General features: G+C 72.2%; 20 protein-coding genes and 1 pseudogene. 13 read left to right on the top strand and 8 right to left on the bottom strand.

From position 1 onward, the window contains the following. Positions 1–9 precede the first annotated feature (9 nt). Both AB0N16_RS05415 and AB0N16_RS05410 read left to right on the top strand, forming a co-directional pair. Complete coding sequence (locus tag AB0N16_RS05415; protein WP_365793300.1) at positions 10–180, top strand: hypothetical protein; 171 nt, start codon at positions 10–12, stop codon at positions 178–180. Further along, positions 177–281 carry a hypothetical protein gene (locus tag AB0N16_RS05410; protein WP_365793298.1) on the top strand — a complete coding sequence of 35 codons (105 nt, stop codon included), beginning with the start codon at positions 177–179 and terminating at the stop codon, positions 279–281. The genes AB0N16_RS05415 and AB0N16_RS05410 overlap by 4 nt, the downstream gene beginning before the upstream one ends. Here AB0N16_RS05410 and AB0N16_RS05405 read toward each other — a convergent pair. Beyond that, positions 275–4351 carry a bifunctional nitrate reductase/sulfite reductase flavoprotein subunit alpha gene (locus tag AB0N16_RS05405; protein WP_365794040.1) on the bottom strand — a complete coding sequence of 1359 codons (4077 nt, stop codon included), beginning with the start codon at positions 4349–4351 and terminating at the stop codon, positions 275–277. The two genes, AB0N16_RS05410 and AB0N16_RS05405, sit on opposite strands and share 7 nt — an antisense overlap. Positions 4352–4577: 226 nt before the next feature. On the opposite strand from AB0N16_RS05405, the gene AB0N16_RS05400 reads away from it, so the two are divergent. Next, complete coding sequence (locus AB0N16_RS05400) at positions 4578–6281, top strand: SpoIIE family protein phosphatase (RefSeq protein ID WP_365793296.1); 1704 nt, start codon at positions 4578–4580, stop codon at positions 6279–6281. 83 nt (positions 6282–6364) lie between these two features. Here the strand turns inward: AB0N16_RS05400 and AB0N16_RS05395 are convergent, their stop codons facing one another. Beyond that, positions 6365–7390 (bottom strand): alcohol dehydrogenase, encoded by a 1026-nt coding sequence (locus AB0N16_RS05395; RefSeq protein ID WP_365793294.1) that lies wholly within the window; start codon positions 7388–7390, stop codon positions 6365–6367. A 203-nt stretch (positions 7391–7593) separates the two neighbouring features. Beyond that, a complete protein-coding gene (locus AB0N16_RS05390; protein ID WP_365793292.1) occupies positions 7594–9012 on the bottom strand; it encodes a lamin tail domain-containing protein in 1419 nt (472 codons plus the stop codon). A 534-nt stretch (positions 9013–9546) separates the two neighbouring features. On the opposite strand from AB0N16_RS05390, the pseudogene AB0N16_RS05385 reads away from it, so the two are divergent. The 7 genes and pseudogenes from AB0N16_RS05385 to dhaK all read left to right on the top strand — a co-directional run. Continuing rightward, a pseudogene (locus tag AB0N16_RS05385) lies at positions 9547–9822 on the top strand (MarR family transcriptional regulator); the annotation flags it as partial. Between the two features lie 154 nt (positions 9823–9976). Then, positions 9977–10540 (top strand): hypothetical protein, encoded by a 564-nt coding sequence (locus AB0N16_RS05380; protein ID WP_365793290.1) that lies wholly within the window; start codon positions 9977–9979, stop codon positions 10538–10540. A gap of 321 nt (positions 10541–10861) precedes the next feature. Next, a complete protein-coding gene (locus AB0N16_RS05375; protein ID WP_365793288.1) occupies positions 10862–11980 on the top strand; it encodes an acyltransferase in 1119 nt (372 codons plus the stop codon). A 389-nt stretch (positions 11981–12369) separates the two neighbouring features. Further along, the gene (locus AB0N16_RS05370) at positions 12370–13230 is read left to right on the top strand and encodes a class II fructose-bisphosphate aldolase (protein ID WP_365793286.1); all 861 of its coding nucleotides are present in this window, start codon (positions 12370–12372) and stop codon (positions 13228–13230) included. Between the two features lie 2 nt (positions 13231–13232). Next, positions 13233–14054 carry an HAD-IA family hydrolase gene (locus tag AB0N16_RS05365; RefSeq protein ID WP_365793284.1) on the top strand — a complete coding sequence of 274 codons (822 nt, stop codon included), beginning with the start codon at positions 13233–13235 and terminating at the stop codon, positions 14052–14054. Positions 14055–14076: 22 nt separating this feature from the next. After that, positions 14077–14757, top strand: a complete 681-nt coding sequence (gene dhaL, locus AB0N16_RS05360) for a dihydroxyacetone kinase subunit DhaL (protein WP_365793282.1) — start codon at positions 14077–14079, stop codon at positions 14755–14757. A 31-nt stretch (positions 14758–14788) separates the two neighbouring features. Then, positions 14789–15784 carry a dihydroxyacetone kinase subunit DhaK gene (gene dhaK / locus AB0N16_RS05355; RefSeq protein WP_365793280.1) on the top strand — a complete coding sequence of 332 codons (996 nt, stop codon included), beginning with the start codon at positions 14789–14791 and terminating at the stop codon, positions 15782–15784. Between the two features lie 118 nt (positions 15785–15902). On the opposite strand, the gene AB0N16_RS05350 is transcribed toward dhaK, so the two are convergent. The 5 genes from AB0N16_RS05350 to AB0N16_RS05330 all read right to left on the bottom strand — a co-directional run bounded on the left by AB0N16_RS05350 (position 15903) and on the right by AB0N16_RS05330 (position 21200). Next, a complete protein-coding gene (locus AB0N16_RS05350; protein WP_365793278.1) occupies positions 15903–16667 on the bottom strand; it encodes a polysaccharide deacetylase family protein in 765 nt (254 codons plus the stop codon). Beyond that, a complete protein-coding gene (locus tag AB0N16_RS05345; protein ID WP_365793276.1) occupies positions 16664–18001 on the bottom strand; it encodes a glycosyltransferase in 1338 nt (445 codons plus the stop codon). Before AB0N16_RS05345 ends, AB0N16_RS05350 begins: the two co-directional genes overlap by 4 nt. Before the next feature lie 845 nt (positions 18002–18846). Next, positions 18847–19860, bottom strand: coding sequence for a M56 family metallopeptidase (locus AB0N16_RS05340; protein WP_365793274.1), 1014 nt, complete (start codon positions 19858–19860; stop codon positions 18847–18849). Between the two features lie 4 nt (positions 19861–19864). Beyond that, a complete protein-coding gene (locus tag AB0N16_RS05335; RefSeq protein WP_365793272.1) occupies positions 19865–20293 on the bottom strand; it encodes a BlaI/MecI/CopY family transcriptional regulator in 429 nt (142 codons plus the stop codon). Between the two features lie 115 nt (positions 20294–20408). Then, the gene (locus AB0N16_RS05330) at positions 20409–21200 is read right to left on the bottom strand and encodes a hypothetical protein (RefSeq protein ID WP_365793270.1); all 792 of its coding nucleotides are present in this window, start codon (positions 21198–21200) and stop codon (positions 20409–20411) included. A 446-nt stretch (positions 21201–21646) separates the two neighbouring features. Between AB0N16_RS05330 and AB0N16_RS05325 the strand changes: the two genes are divergently transcribed. From AB0N16_RS05325 to AB0N16_RS05315, 3 genes are all read left to right on the top strand, one after another. Further along, positions 21647–22315, top strand: coding sequence for a DedA family protein (locus AB0N16_RS05325; protein ID WP_365793268.1), 669 nt, complete (start codon positions 21647–21649; stop codon positions 22313–22315). Between the two features lie 252 nt (positions 22316–22567). Further along, on the top strand, positions 22568–23230 hold the full coding sequence (locus AB0N16_RS05320; RefSeq protein ID WP_365793266.1) for a response regulator transcription factor: 663 nt from the start codon (positions 22568–22570) through the stop codon (positions 23228–23230). Beyond that, entirely contained in the window at positions 23227–24603 is a 1377-nt protein-coding gene (locus tag AB0N16_RS05315) for a HAMP domain-containing sensor histidine kinase (protein WP_365793264.1), read from the top strand. Before AB0N16_RS05320 ends, AB0N16_RS05315 begins: the two co-directional genes overlap by 4 nt. Positions 24604–24619: the final 16 nt, after the last annotated feature.

Genomic DNA, 24619 nt, shown 5'->3' with positions numbered 1-24619 from the left:
GTCGGCGCGGTGATCCTGGAGCGGGCCTCGGCGGCCGTACGGTCCGTGGTCGACCGCGCCCGGGGCCGGGCGCCGGCGGCGCCGGTGGACGATCCGGCGCTGGTCGAGACGGTCCTGGACGCCGGCGCCCCTCTGCCGGCCCGGCTGCAGTCCATCACTCCACGCTTCAGGACCGGTTGACGCACACGGAGCATCTGCTGGGCTGGTCGGTGCGTACCCCGCAGGGCCTGTTCCGGCTGCAACTGGCGCTCACCATGCGGCAGCTGATGCGGAATCAGTAGACGTCGCGGACGTAACGCCTGTCCGTGGCCAGCTGTTTGACGTACGCGGCCGCCTCGTCCTCGGTCAGTCCGCCGTGCACGGTGGCGATGTCCTTCAGGGCGCGGTCGACGTCCTTGGCCATCCGGGAGGCGTCGCCGCAGACGTAGAAATGGGCGCCGTCCTGGAGCCAGGACCACAGCAGCGGGCCGTGTTCGCGCATCCGGTCCTGGACGTAGACCTTGGCCCGCTGGTCGCGGGAGAAGGCGGTGTCGAGGCGGGCCAGGGTGCCCTCGGCGAGCAGGGCGGTGAGTTCCCGCTCGTAGTAGAAGTCGGTGGCCCGGTGCTGTTCGCCGAAGAACAGCCAGTTCGGGGCGCGGTGGCCACGGGCGCGGCGCTCCTGAAGGAAGCCGACGAACGGCGCCACACCGGTGCCGGGGCCGACCATCACCATGGGCGTCGCAGGGTCGGCGGGCGGGCGGAAGTGCGGGGAGCGCTGGACGTGCACCGGGACCGGGGTGCCGGGCTCGGCGTCGGCGAGGAACGGGGAGCAGACGCCCTGCCGGGGCCTGCCGTGCAGATTCTCGTAGCGGACGACGGATACGGTGGTCGAGACCAGGTGGGGGTCGGTGAGCGGGCTGGACGAGATGGAGTACAGGCGCGGTTGCAGCCTGCCGAGGACCCCCGCCCACTCCCCGGCATCGGCGCGGATCCCGAACTCGGCGGCGACGTCGACGGCTTGCCGCCCCCAGGACCACTTGGCCAGCTCGTCCTTGTTGTCGGGGCGCAGCAGTTTGCGCAGCTCGCGCGGGTCCCGGATGCGTTCGGTGGCGAAGCGGAGCAGGTCCGGGGTGATCCGGGTGATGTCGAGGTGCCGCAACAGGGCCTCGGAGAGCGGGACTTCACCCACTCCGTCGACGGTCACGCCGGTCCCGCCGTCGAGGCCGGTGACGGTCAGCCACTCCGCCACCAGATCGGGGGAGTTGAGCGGGCGGACCGCGAGCGCGTCGCCCGCCTCATAGACCAGCGGGGTCTCGCTGTCGCGGGTGTCGAAGGTGAAGCGGCGGACCTCCTTGCCGGCGCCGGGCAGGCTGAGCAGCTGGTTGCCGACGAGCCGGGCGGTGGTGGGTGCGGGGCGCCGGGACCGGGCGGGCAGCGGCGCCGCGGCGGGGGCCGCCGTGGCGGCTCCGTCCTTGAGGGCGGTCAGCACCTGGTCCAGCCAGGACTCCGCCTGTGTCTCGTAGTCGGGTTCGCAGTCGGTGCGCGGGGCGAGCCGTACCGCGCCGAGTTCGTCCATACGACGGTCCAGGCGCCGTCCGTGCCCGCAGAAGTCGTCGTAGGAGGAGTCACCGAAGGCCAGCACGGCGTACCGGCGCCCGGCCAGGCGCCCGGCGTCGAGGGCGGCGAGGCCGTCCCAGAAGCCGGCGCCGTTGTCGGGGGCGTCGCCGTCGCCGAAGGTGCTGGTGATCAGCAGCAGGTCGGCGCCCGTGGGCAGAGCGGCCGGGTCGGCCTCGTCCATGGCGACCAAGGAGGCCGGGTGGCCGCCCGCGGTGAGGCGCTCGGCGGTGGTGGCGGCGAAGTCCTCGGCGTTGCCGGTCTGCGAGGCCCAGAGGATCACCACCTGGCGGGTGGCCGGCGCCGCCTGTGCGGCCTCCGGCGCCGGTGAACGGGAGTACATGCCGGCGAGGGTGCCGTTGACCCAGCGGGCGTGTTCGGGGCTGAACGGTGCGTCCGGGGGCAGCACGGGGACGCCGGGTGCGCCGGCCGGGATGCCGGTGAGGAAGCCGACGAGGTACTGCCGTTCGGGTTCGGTGAGGACCGGCGGCGGGGCGGGGTCGAGTCCGAAGACGGAGGCGGCAGCGGCGGAGGAGGCGGCGGTGGCGGCGGGCAGCACGGCCGGCGTCTCCTCGGTGCCCGGTACCTGCACGTTCACCGGTGTGGACACCTTGGTCAGCGACACCGCGCACACCTTCAGCTCGGGCTGGAAGGACAGGGGATCGACCGCGTCGCTGGTCACGGCGTTGACGCTGAGGTACTCGCCGAACAGGTCGTTCCAATGGAAGGGCGCGAAGCAGGTGCCGGGCAGCACCCGGTCGGTGACGACGGCCGGCAGCACGGCCCGGCCGCGCCGCGAGGCGACCTCGACGGAGTCTCCGTCGGCGAGGCCGAGCGCGGCCGCGTCCTCGGGGTGGACCTCGACGAACGGGCCGGGGTTGAGTTTGTTGAGCTTGGCGACCTTCGCGGTCTTGGTGAGGGTGTGCCACTGGTGCTGGAGGCGGCCGGTGTTCAGCACGAACGGGTAGTCGTCGTCCGGCATCTCGGCGGGGTCCAGGTGCGGGCGGGCGTGGAATACGGCGCGGCCGGAGGCGGTGGCGAAGGTGAGGGTGCCGTCGGGGTTGACGTACCGGATCGGGTTGCGGTCGGGTCCCTCGGCGGTGGCCGCGGGCCACTGCACCGGGGTGGCCCGCAGCCGGTCGTAGCTGACTCCGCGCAGGTCGTAGCCGGTCCCCGGGTTGTGGAAGCGCTTGATCTCCTCGAAGATCTGCTCCGCGCTGTCGTAGCAGAAGCCGTCCTCGAAGCCCATCGCGCGGGCCACGGCGGCGATCAGCCGCCAGTCGGCGGTGGCCTCGCCGGGCGGGTCGGCGGCGGGGCGGGCGAGGGTGAGGTTGCGCTCGCTGTTGATGAGGACGCCCTCGGACTCGGTCCACAGGGCGGCGGGCAGGACGACGTCGGCGTAGGCGTTGGTCTCGGTGTCGGTGAAGACGTCCTGGGTGACGACGAGCTCGGCGGCCTCCAGGCCCTCGATGACGGTCCGCCGGTTGCCGACCGAGGCGACCGGGTTGGTGCAGATGATCCAGCAGGCCTTGATCTCGCCGTCGGCCATCTTCCGGAACATCTCGACGGTGCCCTTGCCCACCCCGTCGGCGCGGATCGTGCCGGGCTCCAGCCCCCACACCTCCTCGGCGAAGTCCCGGTCGGCGTCGACCAGGACCGACCGCTGGCCGGGCAGGCCCGGTCCCATGTACCCCATCTCCCGCCCGCCCATGGCGTTGGGCTGACCGGTGAGGGAGAAGGGGCCGCTGCCGGGGCGGCAGATCCTGCCGGTGGCGAGGTGCAGGTTGACCAGGGCGTTGGTGTTCCAGGTGCCGTGGGTGGACTGGTTGAGGCCCATGGTCCAGCAGCTGGTCCACTCCCGCGCCTCGCCGATCAGCCGGGCGGCCGTGCGCAGGTCGGCCTCGGGGATGCCGGTGATCGCGGCGACGGCGGCGGGCGGGTAGTCGGCGAGGAACTCCGGCATCGCCTCCCAGCCCTCGGTGTACGCGGCGATGAACTCGGGATCGGTGTGCCCGTTCTCGTACAGGAGGTGGAGCAGGCCGTTGAGCAGGGCGAGGTCGGTGCCCGGTTTCACCTGGAGGAAGAGGTCGGCCTTCGCGGCGGTGGCGGTGCGGCGCGGGTCGACGACGATCAGTTTCGCGCCGGCCTTCACCCGGTCCATCAGACGCAGGAAGAGGACGGGGTGGCAGTCGGCCATGTTGGCGCCGATGACCAGGAAGACGTCGGCCTTGTCGAGGTCCTCGTACGAGCCGGGCGGGCCGTCGGCGCCGAGGGACAGCTTGTAGCCGGTGCCGGCGCCCGCCATGCACAGCCGCGAGTTGGACTCGATGTTGTTGGTGCGCAGAAAGCCCTTGGTGAGCTTGTTCGCCAGGTACTGGGCCTCCAGGCTCATCTGGCCGGAGACATAGAGGGCGACCGCGTCCGGTCCGTGCTCGTCGACGATCGCGCGCAGCCGTCGGGCGGTCTCGGCGACCGCGGTGTCCACGGCCGTGGGGACCGCCTCCTCGCCCCGCCCGGGCCGCAGCAGGGCAGTGGTCAGACGGCCGGGCGCGGCGAGCATGTCGGCGGTGGTGGCGCCCTTGGTGCACAGCCGCCCGAAGTTCGCCGGGTGCTCCTTGTCGCCGGAGGCCTTCAGGACGGTACGGCGGCCGTCCGGGCCGCTGCCGATGTCCAGGACCATGCCGCAGCCGACCCCGCAGTAGGAGCAGACCGTCCGCACCCTGCCGGTGTCGGTGCTGCGCGAGTCCGGCGCGGCCACGGGCACCCCCTGTTTCTGCTGGTCAGCCTCTACCATCCGGCCTCGACGGTATGCACGGCTGATTACGCCGGCGTCACCGCTCCTGATCAACGGGGGTTAAGGCCGCCGCACAGACCGGCACCCGGCGATGTGAGCGGGCGCGTACCGGGCTGCCCCGGGATGCGCGGTACGGGGACCTGGTGGAGGATGAGGGCGGCCGTGGGCGGGGGCAGGCGAGGAGGACCGGGTGGACAGGGACACCTCCTCACCACGACCGGCCGCACCGGGCGCTCCGCCCGTCGACATCGGCTACATCGATCTGCTGCGCGGCATCGTGGAGGACTCGGCCGTCGGTTTCGCGGTCCTCGACACCGATCTGCGCTATCTGTACGTCAATCCGCACATGGCCCGGATGACCGGCCTGCCCGCCGCCGCGTACCTCGGGCACACCCTGCACGAGGTGCTGCCGCACATCCAGCGGTCGGAGCAGCTGCTGCGGGACATCCTGCACGACGGGCGGCCCCGGGAGACCATCGTCACCGGTCGGACCTGGGTGGACTCGCCGTACCAGGTGCGGGAGTGGCGGTGTGTGTACCACCGGCTGGTGGACAGCACGGGCAAGGTGGTGGGCGTCGCCGGGGTGGGCCTGGAGATCAGTGAGCCGCAGCAGTACGTGTACGAGCTGGAGCGCGCCCATCGGCGGCTCGCGCTGCTGGACGCGGCCGCGTCCCGGATCGGCACCGGCACCGATGTCGCCGGAACCTGCCGGGAGCTGGCGGAGTTCGTCGTACCGGAGCTGGCGGACGCGGCCGGGGTGGAGCTCAATCCGCCGGACACGGCGTCGGGGCGGCGGGCGCCCACCCGGCTCGCCGCGTACGCGACCCGGCCGGGTCTGGTGACCGGTCTCGCGGCGCTGGACGCGCGCGGTGAGCTGGTCGGCTGGCCGCGCGGCATCGGGACGCGGCGGGACCTGGCGAAGGGCCGGGTCCTGCGACGCAACGCGATCACCTCCGCACAGTGGCGGGCGCTGGTCCCCAGCTGGCCGCCGGCCCACGCGTGTCTGACCGCCGGTGTCCACTCGGTGCTCGTCGCGCCGCTGGTCTCGGAAGGCCGCTATCTGGGCAGCCTGCAGCTGGCCCGGGCCGGGGACTCCGGGCCGTTCTCGAACGAGGACGCCACGGTGGCCCGCGAACTCGCCGCGCGCGCCGCGCGTGCACTGGACCGGGCGGTCCGCTTCCAGCGTGAGCACACCATGGCCCTGGAGCTGCAGCGGGCGCTGCTGGCCGAGCCGGGCCAGTGGCAGCAGCACGCCGGTGTGGAGACCACCGGGCGCTACCGGCCCGCCGACGACGGTTCACTGATCGGCGGCGACTGGTACGACGTCCTGGCCCTGCCCGACGGCCGTACGATGCTGGTCATCGGGGATGTGATGGGCCACGGCGTGGACGCGGCGGTGGCCATGAGCCACTACCGTTCGACGCTGCGCGCCCTGGCCCTCGCGGGGCTCTCGCCGCGCCGCATCCTGGAGCACGCGGACCGGATGGTCGCGGACTCCGGTTTCGAGCGGGTGGCCACCTGCTTCCTCGCGCTCGGTGACGCGGACGTCGCCACGCTCACCTATGCCAGCGCCGGGCATCTGCCGCCGGTCTGGCTGTCCCCCGAGGGCGGGATGGAGCTGGTGCCGGTGCCGGTCGGCCCGCCGCTGGGCAGCGGGCTCGGCCGGTACGAGCAGCGCGTCACCGCGGAACGCGGCGGCGTGCTGCTGCTGTACACCGACGGGCTGGTGGAGCGGCGCGGTGAGGACATCGACCGGGGCCTGGCCCGTCTGACAGGGCTGTCCCTGTCCCCCACCGACCGGCTGGACAAGATCGTCGACTCCGTCCTCGACCGCCTCGCCATCGGCTCCGAGGACGACATCGCGCTGCTCGCGGCCCGTGCCGTACGGCCGTGATCCGCTCGCAACCCGTGCCGTACGGCCGTGATCCGGTGCATCGGTCGTGGGTCACGGCCGTGATCCGGTGCATCGGTCGTGGGTCAGTCGTAGGTCAGCACCATCCGGAAGCGCGCGGCCCCGTCCATCATCTTCTGGTAGGCCGCGCCCGCCTCCTCCAGCGGTACGGTCTCGATCGTCGGGCGGATCCCGTGCAGGGCGCTGAACTCCATGGTGTCCTGCACGTCCTGGGCGGTGCCGGACGGATGGCCGCGGATCTCCCGGCCGCTCATGAGCAGCTGGACGGGGTTGATCCCGAGGGGCTCGAAGTCGGCCCCGATCACCACCAGCTCACCCCGGGGTGCCAGACCGTCCACGGCCGCCGAGATCGCCTGGGAGTTGCCCGCGGTGGCGAGCACGACCCTGGCACCCCCGAGCGACTGGAGAGCCTCGGCGACCGGTGTCGGGGCCGTGGCGTCGACGTAGTGGTGGGCGCCGAGCTGTTTGGCGAAGTCGGCCTTCTCGGCACCGCGGGCGATGGCCACCGTCTCGAAGCCCATGGCCACCGCGTACTTCACCCCGAGGTGGCCGAGGCCACCGAGGCCGACGACGGCGACCAGGTCACCGGGCTCGGCCGGGCTCCGCCTGAGCCCGTTGAACGTGGTCACGCCCGCGCAGCCCAGGGGCGCGGCGTCGGCGGAGGTCAGCCCGTCGGGGATGCGGGCCAGGGCGTCGACCGGCGCGATCACCTGCGCGCCGAAGCCGCCGTCGTAGGTCCAGCCGGGCGTCCTGCCGTTCTCGCAGACGATGAAGTCGCCCTGCCGGCAAGGCTTGCAGTGGCCGCAGCTGCCGCCGAACCAGCCGACGCCGACCCGGTCACCGATCCTCCAGCCCCAGTCCTCGATGCCCTCCCCGATCTCCTCGATCCGCCCGGCGATCTCGTGTCCGGGCACCACGGGGAACGTGATGCCCGGCAGCCCGGCGGTCACGAAGAAGCTGTCGCTGTGGCAGATTCCGCAGGCCTCCACGGCGATCCGCACATGCCGGGGACCCGGCCGGGGCACCTCACGCTCGACGATCTCGAACGGTCCGCCCGCGGCGGTCACCTGCGCGACTCGGTAGGTACTCATACGTCTCTCCCGGAGCGGGTACGACGGGAACGGTCGGAACCCCCTCCCCCAGCACATCAGCTCCGGGCCGATCGCGCGCGTCGAGCCGGAGACGGCGCGTTGGGTGGTGCGTGAGGTGCCGCGCGTACATACAGCGGGGTACCGGCGCGTCGGCAGGGTCAGCAGGGTCAGCAGGGTCAGCAGGGTCAGCAGGGTCAGCAGGGTCAGCAGGTGATGGTGGACCGGCGCAGGGCGTGGCCGCTGTCGTTGCTGTCGTCGGACCAGTACACGGGCTTGGTGCCGCCGCTGCACGCGTCCGAGCCGGAGACGGCGAAGCCCTCGTTGTTGAGGTTGTCCATGCCGGACGGGCGTTTGTAGATCGCCGTGGTGGCGAAGACGCCGGACGCGTTGATCTTCATGGTCCGGTGCTGGCCGTCACAGGTGTCGTCGCAGACCGCCCAGAGGCGGGAGGCCTGCGGCTCCCACTGGAGTTCCATCACGCCGGCCATGCCGCTGCTGAGGGACGCGACCCGGGTGTAGGTGCCGCCGTCCTTGAGGACGTAGCCGTAGATCATGCCGGTGCCCTCGGCGCCGACGAAGAACACCCCGCCGGTGTGCGAGCCGTAGTTCGCCGGGTTGTAGGCCGCGCCGGTGGTGGCGTCCTTGAACCCGGCGGCGGTCAGGGTGGCGTCCGGAACCCAGGTGATGGCCTCCAGGCCGAGGTTGGAACCGACGGACGGCAGGTCCGAGGTCAGGTTCCACTCGGTGGCGGCGGTGAGCGTGGTGGCGGTGCCGCTCACGTCGTACTTCAGGACGGACAGGCGGCTGGTGCCGGACGAGTCCGCGTTGCGCTCACTCGCCACGTACACGCCCCCGCCGGCTCCGGAGCCGGTCAGCGTGACGCCCTCGTCGTCGGGCGTGCCGGAGCCGCCGGGGAACCTGAGGGTCTTCCCGGAGGTCCAGCCGTTGGTGGTGTCGGCCTTCCAGGCGGTGGAGCCGTTCGGAACCAGCCGCCACAGCTTGCCGCTGTTCTGAGCCGCCCACATCACGCTCCCCTCCTGGTAGAGGCCGCTCAGGTCGGAGCCGAAGGCGTTCTTGGTGTCGGCGGTCGTGACCGAGCTGCCGCCCGGCCAGGCCGTCGCCGAAACACCGCCGGAGCCGCAGTCGTTGGCGGCGCCGAGCGTCACGTCGGCCGAGCCGAAGGCGCCGGTGCCGTCGGGGCATCGCGACCACGACGGGTCGGAGTGCTCGCTCCAGCTGAAGCTGTCCACGAGGGTGGTGCCGTCGGCGAGGTAGAGGCGCGCCTCGTCGTCGGAGGCCAGGCCGAAGGCTTTGTGCACGTCGAAGGCCACGAAGCCGCCGGGGGCGAGCGTGGTCCCGGCGGCTATCGCGTACCTGGAGCTGTTGTCGTCGTCCTTGAGGATCCAGCCGGAGAGGTTCACCGAGGCGGTGCCCTTGTTGTACAGCTCCACCGAGTCGTTGACGTCCCCGGTGGTCACCACCTCGTTGATGCGGATGTCGTCGGCCGCCGCCGCGTGGGCGGGGGTCGCGCTCAGGGCGCCGACGGCTAGCGTCGGGCCGGCGACGGCGACGAGCAGAACACGGAGGCTACGACGCCACCGGCGAACGCGTGATTCGGGCACGAAATCCGTCCTGGGGTTCGGTTGTGACAGGCCGCCAGGACCTTTCCGACCTGGCCCGAACGGCTGCCTTCGCCTGGGTGAGGACGTTATGAACGGTGAGCGAACCACCAAGATCGCCACGAGCGTCCGTGCCGACCGGCATGGCGTCGCCGGCGCCGCTCCCGGGTGGCGTTTTCCCGCTCGCCCGGGCGGGGGCGCTGCTGCCCCGCACAGGCGAGGGAGCTGTGGCGCCAGGTCGAGACCGGCCGGGACGAAGCGGGGACCGCCGGCTTGCGGGGCGGCGGCCCCGACCGTCTCGGCGCCGGAACGCCTCAGGCGGCGGTGGGGGACAGCAGGTGCGGGGCACAGACTCCAGGATATCGAAGACCTCGTCCTTCGCCGGGCCGTGCGGTTCCGCGGTTCCGCCACGAAGGCCTGGTCCGCGTGGCCGGTCCTGGCCCGGATCCCGCCGGGGGACTCCGTGCACTGCTGGGCCGGCACCCCGGCCCGCAAGTCCGGCACCGGCGCCCGCTTCGCCCGGGAGCCATGCGGCAGTCCACCGTCACCAAGATGCTGCAACGCCTTGAGCAGTCCGGTTTCGTCAGCCGCAGCCCCTCCCCCGACGACCGCCGGGCCGTCCTCGTGGACACCACCCGCGCCGGCCGGGCACTGCGCGACCGGGTCCTGCGGGCCTGGCGCGACCTGGAGGCGGTCACCTCCGCGGGATTCACGGACGAGGAGTACCGGCAGGCGATGCGGTTCCTGACGCGTATCGAGGAGAACCTCACCGGCACGCACACCGGCACCGACGGCCCCTCGGCCGCCCGCTGACCACCGGCACGGGGGCCTCGGTCGGGTCGGCGCCGCCGGTGCCGTGCACGTCGATGGTCAAGACTGCGTCATCTCGTGCCGGCGGCTGAGCGGGCGGCAGTCCGTCGACGTACTGAGGGAGCAAGTAGAAGCGAGTCTGACGAAGGGTAACTCGTTGTTCCTGCGACGCATCGTCCTGAGCCTCGCCGTAGGGCTCGCCTCCCCTCTCCTGCTGGGGGCATGCAGCTCCTCGAACGGCACCGGCTCCGACAGCGCCGCCCCGGTGGCCCCGGCCGCGTCGGATCCCGGGGCCTCGGCATCGCCGGCCACCTCACCGGCGGGCGACAGCGGCGGCGCCGGGACCGGGCACCCGGCCACGACCACCGGTGTGACGGCCGAAGCCGTGAACGGTATCGGCAGCGTGGTCACCGACGACCAGGGGATGACCCTCTACCGCTACGACAAGGACCAGTCGGACCCCTCCAAGTGGACGTGCTCCGGTGCGTGCACAAAAACGTGGCTGCCGGTCATCGTGGGCGACTCCGTACAGACGACGGGGGTTGAGAAGAGCCTCCTCGGCACGGTCCACCGGAACGGCGAGAAGCAACTCACCCTCGCCGGCTGGCCGCTCTACCGGTACAGCGGTGACACAGCGGCCGAACAGGTGAACGGGCAGGGCAAGGACGAGCAGTGGTACGCCGTCGCCCCGTCCGGGCAGAAGGCCGCGGCAACGGGCTGACGCCCGCTGCGGCCGCGCTGTCGGCCTCACCCAGGAGCCTCACCCAGTGGCCTCGCAGCGGCCTCGCAGAGGCGAGATGAGGAATACACGGCCCGTCCGCTGAACCTCCGAGCCGGATGCCACGTACCAAGTCTCTGTGGCGGCACTGTGCCGCCCGGCGCACCGCCGGGGAAACAGGTCGGCGGCAAACCCGCTGCCAGGAGAAGGGGTTGAACCATTTCCGCGGACTTGGGCCGTCCGGCCAGCAGCACTCTCGACCTGGCCGCCCCAGCCCCAGCAGTACAGTCAGAGACGGCGAGCAGAGCACGCGTACAGTCGCAAGTGGAGGGCCTGGACGGCCTCCGGGGCCTGGCGGCGTTGTACGTGGTGCTGTTCCACTGCTGGCTGTACACCTTCCCCGGCTATCCCGACAGTTCGGCGCCTCCGTGGCTGCAGGGGCTGATGTTCGGGCGCCTCGCCGTCGTCTTCTTCCTGGTGCTGTCCGGCTTCTCCCTGGCCATCTCCCCGGCCCGTCACGACTGGCGGTCGGTCGGCGTCGCGCAGTTCCTGCGCCGGCGCGCCTGGCGGATCCTGCCCCCGTACTGGGCGGCGCTGGCCATGAGCGTGATCGTCTCCTTGTTCGTGGTGCCGGCCTCGCACTTCGGGCCGCCCACCGGCAAGTCCGTCCTGGTGTTCGGTCTCGTCGCCCAGGACATGATCACGGCGCCCACTCCGAACGGCGCGTTCTGGTCGATCGGCGTGGAGGCCGAGCTCTATCTCCTCTTTCCCCTTCTCCTTTTCGTCCGGCGGCGGTGGAACGCGGCGGTCCTGGCCGCGTGCGTGACGCTTCCGGTGATCGCCCTCGGCCTGACCGCACCCGGCGCGAATCCGGTGGAGGGCGACAACTGGCTTGCCCCCCACCTCGCGCCCGTGTTCGTCGCGGGTGTGATCGGTGCGGGAGTCGTGGCCGCGCGGGACCGGATTCGACGTCTGCCATGGGGATGGTTCGCCGCCCTGGCCGCCCTGCCCGTCCTGGCCGTCGGCGTCGTCAAGGGTTCCGTGTGGACGGTGAACCACTATTTCTGGGTCGACCTCGCCATCGCTCCCGCCATGACGATGCTGCTTGCCGCGGTGGCCACCGGCAGGCCCGCCCTGCTTCTTCGGCTCCTGACCACGCGACCGGTCCGAAGGCTCGGTGACTTCTCCTACAGCCTCTATCTGATTCATTTGCCGATCGTCATGGCCGTGATTCGCCGCGTAGCCCCGCATTTCGTTTCGCCCGGCCTGCCGACGTTCTGGTTCACGCTCGCCCTGGCACTGCCGGTTTCGGTGCTCGGGGCGTGGCTGTTCTCGCGGATGTTCGAGATGCCCTTCAAGCGGAACAGGTCCTGGAAAACCCTGATCGCACTGGGGCGTTCCCACCGGACCAGCGGGCGCACACAACTCGGGCAACGACCCTGACCTGTTCTCCTTCGCGGGTACGCACCCCCCGGAGAGCGCCCGACTGGATCCCCGCGGAGATCGCAACGATTCGGACCACGCCGGACCGGCCGTTCGGCGTCGCGTGAGGCGACGCCGAAACATCGGCGACGCGGCCGACGCGATCCTGTCCGCACTGACCTCGGTCCGTGCCGCGCTGACCGGGGAGGCCAGGGCGGTGGCATCGGTTGAATTCCGGCGTCCCGCTCACCCCCCGCTCCGGGTCCCGCTGTCCGGGTACGAACGTTTCCGCCCCGCCACTGACCTGCCTGTCGGCTCGCGGGGGTCTGCTGTCCAGGGCCAAAAGTGGCGGCGTGTGAGGCGCGGGCGTGGAATGGAGGAGCGGGGGTGGGTGAAGACGTGGAGGCGTCGTGGGTGTGACACCGCTGACCGAGATCCTCGCCAGGCCGTTCGCGGAGCGCTACGCCGTACCGGCCATCAACGTGTTCAACGACCTCACGCTGGAGGCCGTGCTGGCGGCCGCGGTGGAGAACGCGTCGCCGCTCATCGTGCAGACGTCGGTGAAGACGGTCAGGTCCATCGGCAGCGACGTGCTCTATGCCATGTGGACCTCGATGACGGCCGGCATCGAGGTGCCCGTGACCCTGCACCTGGATCACTGTCCGGAGCGCGAGGTCATCACCGAGTGTCTGCGGCGGGGCTGGAATTCGGTGCTCTTCGACGCCTCCAAGCTGCCGGTCGAGGAGAACATGCGGCAGACCGTCGAGGTCGTCGCTGAGGCTCGTGCGTTCGGCGCCGCCGTCGAGGGCGAGATCGAGTCGATCACCGGTGTGGAGGACGGGGTCGGCAGCGACACCGCCGCCGAGCGGCAGGACCTGGCGGTCGCCCTGGAGTTCCTGAGGACCACGCAGGTCGACGTCTTCGCACCGGCGATCGGCAACGCGCACGGGTCGTACAAGCAGGCCCCGGTGCTCGACGCGCAGCGCGTGTCCGACATCGTGGCGGCCCATCCCGTGCCCATCGCACTGCACGGCGGCAGCGGGCTCTCCGACGAGCAGTTCCGCGACCTGATCTCCCGGGGCTGCGCGAAGGTCAACATCTCCACGGCCCTCAAGGAGACGTACATGAAGTCGAACCTGGGCTTCCTGCGGACGGCGGAGGAGCGGCAGAAGTGGGACCCGCCGTCGCTCTTCCGGGACGTGCGCCAGGACGTCATCGACTTGGCCGCTTCGCTGATGAGGCTCTTCGGCAGCGCCCGGAAGGCGGGGTAGTCGTGCCCGCGCTCGTCTTCGACTGCGACGGCGTGCTCGCCGACACCGAACGCGACGGCCATCTGCCCGCCTTCAACAGGACGTTCGAGGAGTTCGGCCTGCCGGTGCGGTGGAGCGACGAGGAGTACGCGGAGAAGGTGAAGATCGGCGGCGGCAAGGAGCGGATGCGCACGCTGCTGACCCCGGACTTCGTCGCCGCGGCCGGCCTGCCCTCCGACCCGGCCGCGCTCGACGAGCAGGTGGCGGCCTGGCACCGGCGCAAGACCGAGATCTACACGGCCATCATCGGCAGCGGAAGCATTCCGCCCCGGCCCGGCGTACGGCGGGTCGCCGCGGCGGCGCATGAGGCCGGGTGGACGCTCGCGGTCGCCTCCACCTCCGCGGAGGCGTCCGTCCGCAGCGTGCTCGAACTCGCCATGGGCCGGGAACTGTCTCCCCACTTCAGCGTCTTCGCCGGGGACGTGGTCCAGCGGAAGAAGCCGGCCCCGGACATCTACGCCTTTGCCCTGCACCGGCTCGGCCTGGATCCCGCGAACGCCGTCGTGATCGAGGACAGCCGCAACGGCCTGCTGTCCGCGCTCGGCGCCGGGCTCGCCTGCGCGGTCACGACCAGCGCCTACACCGGCGAGGAGGACTTCACCGGAGCGTCCTTGGTGGTCACCTCGCTCGGCGATCCGCCCCCGCAGGAAACCGTCGCCCGGGTGCTGAGCGATCCGCTCGGTACCGACCCGGGACCGTACGTCGAGCTCGCGGACCTGGCCCGCCTGCTCGCGGCCCCCGACGGCGACACGGGCCCCGCCCCATCCGATCCCCGACCCCACTGACGTCGCGGCAGTCAGGAGAGACATGTCAGCACCATCGCCATCGTCATCGCCGTCGTCGTCGGCGCCCGGCGGCGACCTCAGCTTCGTCGTACGGACGATCGCCCGGACCGCGGTGGACAACGAACGGGCCTTCAGCGACCTCGACGCCGTCGCCGGGGACGGGGACTTCGGGTACTCGCTCGCCCGCGGCTTCGAGATCGTGCTCGCCGACTGGGACGACCTCGCCTCGGAGGCGCCGGCCGAACTCCTGAAGAAGGTCGCCATGGTGATCTCCAAGCGGGTCGGCGGCACGTCGGGACCGCTGTGGGGTACCGCCTTCCTGCGGGCCGCCGGTGCCGTGAAGGACCGGCCGGAACCGGACGCCGGGGACGCGGTCGCCATGCTGCGGGCCGCCGCGGAGGGGATCAAGGCACGAGGAAAGTCCGACGTCGGCGACAAGACCCTGCTGGACGCCCTGATCCCGATGACCGACGCCCTGGAGCAGCGGCTGGCCCAGGGCGAACCGGCGGCCGGAGGCGCGGAACTGGCCGCCCTGGCCGCCACGACCGCCCGTGCCGCGGCCGACGCGACGGCACCCATGCAGGCCCGACGCGGCCGCCAGAGCTACACCGGTGAGCGCAGCATCGGCTCGCCGGACCCGGGCGCGGTGGCGATCGCGGTCATGGCGGAGCGCATCGCCGCCGAGTGGGACGCCCGCGACTGACGCGATCGGCAGGACCAGGAGGAGTTACGGCATGAAGAAGTTCGTCAACGACCCGAAGGACTACGTCGCGGAGATGCTGGAGGGACTGGCCCTGGCCAACCCCGGCACGCTCACGTACAGGCCCGAATACAACCTGATCATGCGTGCCGATGCCCCGCAGGAGAACAAGGTCTCGATCGTGCAGGGCTCCGGATCGGGTCACGAGCCGGCGCACGTGATGACCGTCGGCAAGGGGATGCTCGACGCCGCCTGTCCGGGCGACGTGTTCGCCGCGCCGCCCGCCGACTTCGTGTACGAGACGGTCAAGCTGGTCGCCTCCCCGAAGGGTGTGCTGCTGCTGGTCAACAACTACACCGGGGACCGCATGGCGTTCGAGATGGCCGAGGAACTGTCCCAGGCCGACGGGGTGACCGTCCGTACCCTCTTCATCGACGACGACGTGGCCGTGCAGGACTCGACGTACACCGTCGGCCGGCGAGGGGTGGCCGGCAACTTCTTCGTGATGAAGGCCGTCGGCGCGGCCGCCGAGCGGGGTGCCGACCTCGACGAGGTGTACCGGATCGGGGAGAAGGTCAACTCCGTCACCCGCACCATGGGCATGGCGCTCACCGCCTGCACACCTCCGGCGAAGGGTTCGCCGCTGTTCGAACTGCCCGACGACGCCGTCGAGATGGGCGTGGGCATCCACGGCGAGCCGGGCCGCAAGCGCGAGAAGCTGCAGTCGGCCGACGCGATGGTGCGCGAACTGGTCAGCGCGGTCGTGGACGACCTGCCGTTCTCCTCCGGTGACCGCGTCGCGCTGATGGTCAACGGTCTCGGCGGCACACCGATCGGCGAGCTGTACCTGGTGTACGGCCTGGCTCACAAACAACTGGCCGAGCGCGGCATCGAGGTCGGGCGCAGCTACGTGGGCGAGTACTGCACCTCGCTCGACATGGCCGGCGCCTCCGTCACCCTGGTCCGGCTGGACGAAGAGATCTTCGACCTGCTCACCGACCCCGCCGAGATCCCGATCCGGGTCTTCTGACAGCCCGGAGACACCGCTGCCCCGGCCGCGCTCTCGGTCACGCCTGAAGGGGCCAGCCACGGCAAGACCCCGGGAGGCCGCCTCGCCGGACTCCGCCCGCGCGCCGCGACGATCTGGATCAGAGACCTCCCCCAGACCGGGGCAGACCGGGGACCCCGTGTTCGTGGAGGGGCCCGACCTGCCAACCGCGAGCCTGACAGGCGTCGAGGATCCGGGGCAGCGCGCCGAGGGTCGTGCGCCAGGAGCCGGTGGCGGACGTGCAGTCGGAGTCGTGCAGCAGGACGGTGCCGCCACCGCGCAGGTCGCGCAGGACGGTGTCCTGGACGGACCGCGGGGTGGCCCGCCTGCGCCAGTCCTCGCCCCAGCAGGTCCACAGGACCGGGGTCAGACCGAGGCGGCGGCAGGCCAGATGGGCGGCCGTGGTCATCACCCCGTACGGCGGCCGGAAGAGCGTCGGTGGCCTGCCGGTGGCGTCGGCCACGGCATCGCGGGCGCGGGCGAGGTCCTCGTAGGTGGCACGGGGTCCGCGGAGGGGCAGGGGGCGGTGGTGCCAGCCGTGGACGGCGATCTCGTGCCCGGCGGCGGTCATCGCCTTCGCCAGCCCGGGTGAGCGGACCAGCATCGAGCCGAGCAGGAAGAAGGTGGCCCGCACCCCGCGCGCGTCGAGGAGGCTGAGGAAGTGCGGGGTGGAGAGGTGGTCGGGGCCGTCGTCGAAGGTGAGGGCGACGTGGTCGGGCCGGCCCTGGCCGGCCAGGCGGGGCATGGCCGTGTTGCGCAGCGGTCCGAGCGTGGAGATCCCGGGTGCGGCGTTCAGGGCGGCGAGCGCGGGCAACGCCACGGCCGAGGCGAGTGCGGTGGCACGGGCCAGGCGGGCCGGGGTCATCGTCCGTCTCCGTCCAGGTAGTGGGCAACGGCGCTGAAGCGGGCGGGCGTCTCGTTGTAGGCGTAGGCGAGTGGGGCGGCGACGCCCAGGGAGACCGTGGCCGTCACGGTGACGGCCGTCAGGGCGATCCGTCGGCTGCCGGGGAAGCGCCTCGGCGGGGCCGGTGTGCCCGGCGTGGGCTGTGACCCGGTTCTGGCGGCGATGGCGGGTACCGGTCCGAGGGCTGAGCGGTGCAGGGCGAGTCCTGCCTCGCGCTGGTCCTCGCCGCGCGGTCCGTGCAGGAGTTCGGCCAGCACGGGGCCGAGGCTCGCCGGATCACGGACCCAGGCCGCCAGGGCCGCCTCGTCGAGAGCGGCGGCGTTGGTGTGGCCGTGACCGGGGATGCAGCGGTAGCTGACCACCGGCAGCCCTGCGGCGAACGCCTCCAGTGAAGTCAGGCCGCCGGCGTTCTGGACCAGGACGTCGCAGGCGTGCATCAGGCCCGGCATGTCGTCCACCCAGCCGTAGGCGTGTGTGATGCCGTCCCGGCGCAACCGCTCAGCGAGGGCCTGGTTGCGTCCGCACACCACCACCGGGACCGCGACTCCGGTCGCCTGTATCTCGGCGGCGGCCCGTCGCACCGGGCCGACCCCCCACGATCCGGCGACCAGCAGCGCGAGGGGCCCGTGCTCGGGCAGGGCGAACCGGTCGCGGGCCGCGGCCCGTTGTCCGGCGGTGGCGGGGGTGAAGCGCCGATCGGTGACGGGGCCGGCGACCGTGACGGCGGCCGCGCCCTGCGCGTGGGCCTGGGCCGCCGGTACGGGGTGCACGGCCAGGTGGGCGTCGATGCCGGGGGCCACCCACAGGGCGTGGACGGAGAGGTCGGTCAGGTAGGTGAAGGCCGGGACCGTCAGCAGGCCGCGCCGGCGGAGCGCGCCGAGGACCTGGCTGGCTCCCGGGTAGGTGGAGACGACCGCGCAGGTGTCCGGCGCGAGCGCCCGCAGTGTGCGCCGTTCGGCGGCACGGAACAGGGCCCGCCACACCGGACCGGGACGTGCTGCCCGGTCGGTGGCCGCGTACAGGCGCTGATAACCCTCCGGCATCCAGGTCAGCATGCGGTGGTAGGTACCGCACAGCAGTCGGCCGGCTTGAGCGGGCAGCAGGTCGAGGAAGTCGTACCGGTCCACCCGGAATCCGTGCTCGGTGAGCCTTTGGGCAAGCCCCGCGGCCGCGCCGTCGTGTCCCGCGCCGACACCGGCGGAGATGATCGCGATCCGTCCGGCGCCGGGGCCGTGCGGCGGTGCGGCGGACGGCGAAGGCACGGGCTCCGGCACCAGTTGGTCGCGGTGGGGCACGGTCGATCAGCCTCCTGACGGGATACGGGGCGCGCCCGGGCATACGCCGGGCCGGACGGCGCCGCGGGCAGGCCAAGGCCGCGCCGGGCTGCGCTGACCAGGGCCACGACTCGAGCACGGTGGCGCCGGAGCCGAACCTACTACATGATGTAGAACTTAGGGAACGGCCACCGGGGCGAGCGATGCGGGCACACCCGCGTTCGGCATCCAGGGGGCGCCAGTGAACCTACTACAAGACGTAGAGGCAGTCGGTGCCCAGGAGCACTCAGAGCGGGCGAGCCCTCGGCGGCACCAGGGCCGAGCGTGTGGCCGCCGACTCGGCCGAGTCGGCGGCCGCCATGACAGGGGAGCACGACGTCGACAGGGCCCGGCGCAGCCTCGTCGAGTTCGACCGGCACGGGACGGCAGGTCCCACGACCATCGCCGGAGCGCTGGATCCGCGGGCGATGCCGACGAGGTGTGACGCTTGGGCCGTACCGGTCACCGTCTTCACCGACACCGCTCTGCCCGCTGTGGGCGTCTCCCTGCCCCGTGACACCCGCTGCCGCCGGCCGGTCCGGCGTGCTCGCTCAGCACACCCGGCGCTGCCCGGCTGTCACTGCCTCCGCTGCTGGTGTGCCCGGGCACGGGTCCGCTCGTCGGCACGCGGACCGGTTTCGGATGGGGCGGCGCGGCGGCCAGTCGACGCGGCTGCCCCGACAGACCGCCCGGCGGCGCCACACCCACCGCTACCGCTGGAGCGCCGCCTCGTGGGGTTCGCGTACCGGATGCGTGGCGGCGGCGCTGCTCTGTGATCCGCTACCGCCCATAGCGCGGCGGCCGGGTGACGGTACGTGCCGCGCCGATCAGAAACGCCGCTCCCCGTGCTCCGCGCGACCGGGGCCCACACAGCAGGCGTCCGGTCGATGCCCAAGGTCCGTCGGGGCTGTGACGGCGCCACCGGTGTGTTCCGTACACAGCGCCCACTGTGCGCCGTCGAGCATCTGGTCGCTGTCGGACGCGGCGTTGGCCAGGCTCGCGCAGCAGACGGCCAGCAGCAGTCCGCCGGCCAGCAAAGGCAGGCTCCGGCGAGCGGGCGGCGGGGCCAGCAGCGCCCGCACCCGCTGCGGCACCACCCCGCCGGTCACGGCCAGCGCCGCCGGACGGGACGCACCGGCGGAAGCCAGAGCGGCACGCCCGACGGCGTGGGCGACGATTCTGCGGTCCCCGACACGCGCGGCAGCCTCCTCGTCGGCCCAGCGCTCCAGGACGAACTCACCCGCGACGGTTACCGGCCGCAGCAACGGATTCAGGGCGGCGGTGAGCCGCCACAGGCTCTGGAAGAGGTGGTGGCGCCCCCGCAGATGCGCCCGCTCGTGGGCGAGCAGCGCCTCACGCTCGTCGTCGCCGAGGCAGCACAGCATTCCCCGGGAGACCACGATCCGCCCCGGCGCCCCGGGCAGCGCGAAGGCCAGCGGAGCGTCGTCGTCGATCACCGCCAGCTCGGTCCCGCCCGGCAGCTGGTCGCACTCCCGTCGCGCCCGGACCAGGTGGCGCACCTGTCGTACGGCGGCCACACCGAGCGAGACGACGCACGTGCCCAGCACCAGGGCGCTGCCGGCCGCGACGACCAGGTACACCGGGTCCTCGGCGCGCAGCGCCGCCACCGACCAGCGGCCCTCCTCCGCGATCTCCGGGATCTGTGCCACACCGGAGAAGGCCAGCAGCGCGAGCGATCCCGCCCAGCCGACCGCCGTCACCAGCGCGGCGCAGGCCAGCGCCCAGGCCGCCCGGCGCGGAGGCAGCCGACGCGCCACGGGGGCGGCGAGGACCGCGAGTGCGGCGGTGACGAGGAACGGGATGTAGACGCTGATCAGCACTGGTTCACCGCCCCCCGCGGGGGCGCTTGCGCTCGGCGGGTGGGCTGCCGTGCCCGGACAGGAGCTGGTGCAGCAGGTGCTCGTCCTGCTCGGACAGTTCCGAGACGAAGCGGGCCAGCACCGCCTCACGGTCGGAACCGCCCGCCAGCAGGGAGTGCATGCGCTGTGCGGTGTGGGACGCCTCGTCGCGGGCCGGTTCGTAGGCGTAGCCACGGCCCTCGCGGTGCCGCACGAGCACGCCCTTGTCGTACAGCCGCGACAGGATCGTCAGGACGGTCGTATAGGCGAGGTCACCCGGCAGCCGTTCGCGGACCTCGCGTGCGGTCTGCGGGCCGGTGCCGGCCCAGAGCGCGGCGAGCACATCGCTCTCCAGCTCGCCTCGCGCCCGCCTGCCGGACGCTTCGCGGACTTCCTCGTCGTCTCGGTCTGCCACCGTCCGCCTTCCCTCACTGTCGTGCCGCACAGCGTACCCGGCCACGCCTACGAGTTGTAGGAGGTGCCTTCCGGGCCGCGCACCGCGAACCTCGGTGAGTCGTGGGCATCGCAGCTCAGGCCGGACAGGCACCGGATGCGTCCCGGCGGGAGACGGCGAGGTAGCCGACGAAGCAGACGATGGCGGCCGTCCAGGCGAGCGTGACCGGTGCCAGTCCGAGCCCGAGGCCGCCCCGGGTGTGGCCGACCGCCATCCAGTCGGCGAGGGAAGCGCCGAGGGGGCGGGTGATGACATACGCCGTCCAGAACGCGGGCACGGCGTTCAAGGCGCCGAAGCGGTGGGCAAGCGCGGGCAGACAGATCGCGACGGCGAAGAGGACGGCCGAGCCGAGATAGCCGAATCCGATGGTCGCGGTGAGATCACCGGCGGCCGTGCCGAGGGCGAAGGTGGCCAGGACGGTCGCCCAGTAGAAGAACTCGCGGCGTCGGGTGTCGATGCTGTGGATGGACAGGGTGCGCTCGACGGCGTACCAGAGGACGAAGACCGCGGCCAGCGTGATGAGGAAGAGCGGTGCCGACACGGCGTAGGGCACGCCCAGGCCGACGTGCAGCACGTCAGCGGCCATCGTGCCGAACACGCTGACCATGACAACGGCGGTCCAGTACACCCAGGCGATGTACCGCCGGACCGCGAACTGCACGGTCAGGGAGACCGCCAGGGCGAGACCACCGAGCCCGACCGCCGGTACCGGGCCCAGCACCCGGGCCAGAAGGTCGGATGCGGTCTCGCCCATCCCGGTGGTGAGCACCTTGATGATCCAGAAGTAGACAGTCACTTCCGGCACCTTGTTCGCCAGGGTGCGCAGGGGGTCGAGGGGGCGCTCATCGAGGAGACTCTCTGTGGTCATGGCCCGCACGATGGCACGATCAACTCCCGGCGCCACAGATGCCTTTGCCATTGTTTTGAGGCTTCTGGTGCATGAGTTGCACAACGACACCGCCAACCTGACAGCAACCTGAACGCCGCCGTAAAGCCCCTGGTCAAGGCGGTTGAGCGATGATAAGAGGGGCTTTCGCCGATGCGGCCGACGGGGGTGCAGGCCTTCGCCGTGTCCGACCGCCCGGTCGGGTACGGGGTCCGGACGGGAATCAGGGCCCTCTTCCCGCCTGCGCCGACGGACCTCACCAGCCGCCCCGAGGCGACCGCGGGCGCAAGCACCCCCGACGAGCGTCTAGAGTTCCAGACGGCGTCTACAAATCTGTAGTCATTCGATCGTTCGCATGAATTCGCAAGACGTTCGCATGAATTTCGCAAGAATCCATGCGAAATCGTCCGCCCGAAAGGACCCTGCACATGACCGAACCGATCCTCGTGGCGTCCCAGCTGGCTGTGAACGTGCTCGACGCCCATTCACTGCTGGCGGCCTTCGGCGTGCTGGGCGTCGCGGTGGTGATGTTCGCCGAGACGGGACTGCTGATCGGGTTCTTCCTGCCCGGCGACTCCCTGCTGTTCACCGCCGGCCTGCTGTGCACCGGCTCGGCGGAGGGGAGTCTGCACCTGTCACTGGCGCCCTTGCTCGTGGCGGCGGCAGCGGGCGCGCTGGTCGGAGCTCAGTGCGGATACCTGCTCGGCCGGAAGGCCGGCGGAGCCCTGCTGGCGCGCAGCCGCTCCCGGCGTCTGCACGAAGGAGTGAAGCACGCCGAGGAACTCCTCGAGCGGTACGGGTACGCGAAGGCCATCGTCCTGGCCCGATTCGTGCCGGTGGTGCGCACGGTCCTCAATCCGATGGCGGGCGCGCTGGAGGTGCCGGTACGGACCTTCACCCTGTGGCAGGTCGTCGGCGGCCTCCTGTGGAGCGTGGGCCTCACCCTCGCCGGATACGCGCTCGGCTCCTCGATCCCGAACGTCGATCATTACCTCCTGCCGCTGGTGGCGCTGATCGTGGTGGTGTCTCTGGTCCCCCTGGCCGCCGAGGTGTACCGAGGCCGCCGGGCCGCCAGGTCCGCGCAGGAGCGCGGGTGACTGTCGCCCGGCCGGCGCGCGAACCAGCGCTGTCCACCGCCCCCGCAGGCGGGAGCCGGTGGTCCGGGCGGCACGCCCGGCCCGGCGACGTCCTCGGGTGGCGGACGAAGCGGACCGGTCGCTCCCGCGTCCGTCCCGGCGGACAACCGCCCGCCCGCCGGCCGCGCGTGAGTCCGCGGGCGACGGCCCGGTGGCCGCACGCGGAGTGCGTCCCAGGCACGGCCCGTACGGCCGACGAACCTACGGAGGGCCATGCGGCACAAGATCCTGGTCGTTGAGGACGATCACGCGCTGCGGGATGTGCTGCGCCGCGGCTTGGCGGACGAGGGCTTCGAACCCGTGCCCGCCGCCGACGGCGCCACCGCCCTGCGGCTGGCCGCGGACGGCATCGCCGCGGTCGTCCTGGATGTCGGACTGCCCGACGCGGACGGCCGGGACGTATGCCAGGCGCTGCGCGGCAATGGCTTCAGCGCGCCGGTCATCTTCCTGACGGCTCGCCATCACCTCACCGACCGGCTGTCCGGGTTCTCGGCCGGGGGCGACGACTACCTCCCCAAGCCGTTCCATCTCGCCGAGCTCGTCGCCCGGCTGAAGGCCGCGCTCAAGCGCTCCGCGCCCGCGGCCGTGACCACGGCCGGCGACCTGGTCCTGGACGCGACCCGGCACGGCGTGCGGGTCGGCGACCACCACGTCGACCTCTCCCCGACGGAGTTCCGGCTGCTCGCCCCGCTCGTGGCCGCGGGCGGCTCCATCGTGAGCCGCCGTGACATGGTCCGGGCCGCCTGGCCCGACGGAGCCCAGGTCAGCGACAACACCCTGGACCAGTACCTGAGCCGGCTGCGTCGCAAGCTGCGCGAGGCGGGCAGCGACCTGAGCCTGCGTACCGTGCGGGGGATCGGGCACCGGCTGTCATGATCCGTCATCCGCGCCGCCTCGCGCCCCGTACTCTGCGCGCGCGGCTCTCGTTCGTGGCCCTGACCACCGCCGCACTGCTGATGGCCGTGCTGACCGTGGTGTTCAACGTGGTGGAGGAACGGCACCTGCAGCATCAGGCGGACGACGAGTTGCGCAGCCGCGCGGCCGCCGTCGCCACCACCGTCGACACCAGCCACCGGCCGGTGCGGGTCGTGGAGACCGTCAACGACGGGCTGCTCGACGCGAACGTGTGGATCTACGCCGGAACGCACCTGCTGGAGAAGCCGCCGTCGGCCGCGGCCGCCGGCACACTGACCCGGGCCGCGGGACGGCTCGCCGGGCAAGGACGCGCACGCTGCGCGACCGTCGAGGCGGAGAACCCGCACCTGGTCCGCATGTGTTCCCGAGCCGTGTCCGGTCACCCGGACTCCGCCACCGTCGTCACGGCCGTCGACCTGGCCCCGTACCGCGGCTCGGCGGACACCTTGCTGTTGGGTTCCCTGGTCCTGGACGCGGTCATGCTCGCCTGCACCTACGCGTTGACCCGCCTGGCCGTGGGGCGGGCCCTGCGTCCGGTGGGCACCATGACCGACCAGGCCACCGAGTGGAGCGCCGTCGGTTCCGACGAACGCTTCGGCGCCACCGACCACCCGGCCGAACTCGCCCGTCTGGGCGCCTCGTTGGACGCGCTGCTGGACCGCATCCGGACCGTGCTGCGGCACGAACGGCAACTGACCGGGGAACTGTCCCACGAACTGCGCACCCCGCTCACCCGGATCATCATCGAGCTCGACTGGTGGCGGGCCCGACCACGCTCCGCCGCCGAGACCCGCGCCACCCATGAGGTGATAGCCGAGGCCGCCCGGTCCATGCGCAGCATCTGCGACACCCTGCTGAGCGACGCCCGTGAGAACGCGCTGAGCGCCTCCACGGCCCCCGGCGCCACAGCCGTCGCCCCCGTCCTGAGGCGGATGGTCGACGGCCTCGGTCCCCAGGCACGGGTGAAGGCCCTGGTCGAGGTCGCGGATCCGGCGCTGGAGGCAGGGGTCACGCCGGCCCTCCTCGAGCGCATCGTCAGCCCGCTGCTGGCCAACGCGGTCCGCCACGCCCGGGCCACGGTGACCGTGACCGCACGGCCGATGCCCGGCGGCGTACGGATCGGCGTCGCCGACGACGGTCCCGGGGTGCCAGAGGCGTTCGTGGGCGAGCTCTTCCAGCCCGGTCGCCGCGGCGATCCCGACGACGGCCACGACGGCGCGGGCCTCGGACTGCCGCTCGCGCGGCGCCTGGCCCGTGCCGTCGGCGGTGAGGTGTCCCATGATCCCGGGTACACCTCGGGAGCACGCTTCCTGGCCGACCTGCCCGCGGGGTGAACCGGCCCCCCGCCGT

The sequence above is a fragment of the Streptomyces sp. NPDC051105 genome (genome assembly GCF_040682795.1).
Taxonomy (GTDB): domain Bacteria; phylum Actinomycetota; class Actinomycetes; order Streptomycetales; family Streptomycetaceae; genus Streptomyces.
This window is presented reverse-complemented; position numbering and strand designations above follow the sequence as displayed.